Source organism: Streptomyces sp. SID13666 (assembly GCF_010548325.1).
Lineage (GTDB): Bacteria > Actinomycetota > Actinomycetes > Streptomycetales > Streptomycetaceae > Actinacidiphila > Actinacidiphila fildesensis.
In genome coordinates this window covers 1-616 of the sequence record NZ_JAAGLX010000156.1, presented here as the reverse complement: position 1 = coordinate 616, position 616 = coordinate 1, and the positions used below count along the sequence as shown (strand labels likewise).

Annotated in this window: 1 protein-coding gene and 1 pseudogene; one reads left to right on the top strand and one right to left on the bottom strand. The window is 70.9% G+C overall.

Going from position 1 to position 616, the window contains the following annotated elements; genetic code table 11:
- Positions 1 to 413, bottom strand: a 413-nt coding sequence (locus G3I60_RS43865; protein ID WP_369334878.1) for a YitT family protein, incomplete at its 3' end; no start/stop codon positions are given.
- A gap of 42 nt (positions 414 to 455) precedes the next feature.
- Between G3I60_RS43865 and G3I60_RS46175 the strand changes: the two are divergent.
- Positions 456 to 616: pseudogene (locus tag G3I60_RS46175) on the top strand (PLP-dependent aminotransferase family protein); the annotation flags it as partial.

The window sequence follows — 616 nt, the reverse complement described above, 5'->3', positions numbered from 1 at the left end:
ATCAGGCCGTCGCGTGGGCCCGGGCCGAAGCTCGCCGCTATGTACAGGCCGGTGGCCACACCGTTGAGGACGATGCCCGCCACCAGGAGCGGGACGCGGGCGGCGAGAGCGTGCGCGTCGGGGACCAGGGCGAGGGTGCCGTCCATGGCGAGGCCGACGACGAAGACGTTCGAGACCGTGCCGAGGCCAGGGCGCTGACGCAGCGGGATCCACAGGAGCAGTACGGCGGCGCCCACGAAGATCGACACGACGCCGATGGTCAGCACGGTCAGCTCGGCCAGGCCCTGGTGCAGCACGCCCCACGGCTCCAGGCCGAGGCCCGACTCGACGAGCAGGGCCGAGCTGGCGCCGTACAGCGTGAGTCCGGCGTAGAGCTGGATCAACCGTCGGCCGAGCCGGTCCGGCGCTGACAACGAACTCACGAGCTGCCCCCTGTGGTGGTAGTGGCCTGGCACATGACACCCTGTGGCTTGGGATCTGATCCCATCCATGGCCAATTCGGGGAAGGTGGACTGATCTGCATGGTGCAGTGGACATCGGCGGTGGGTACCGCGCAGCTCGCCCGGCTGCTCACCTCCCAGCAGGACCGCCCGGCGGGCCCCGGCACCCGCCGCCC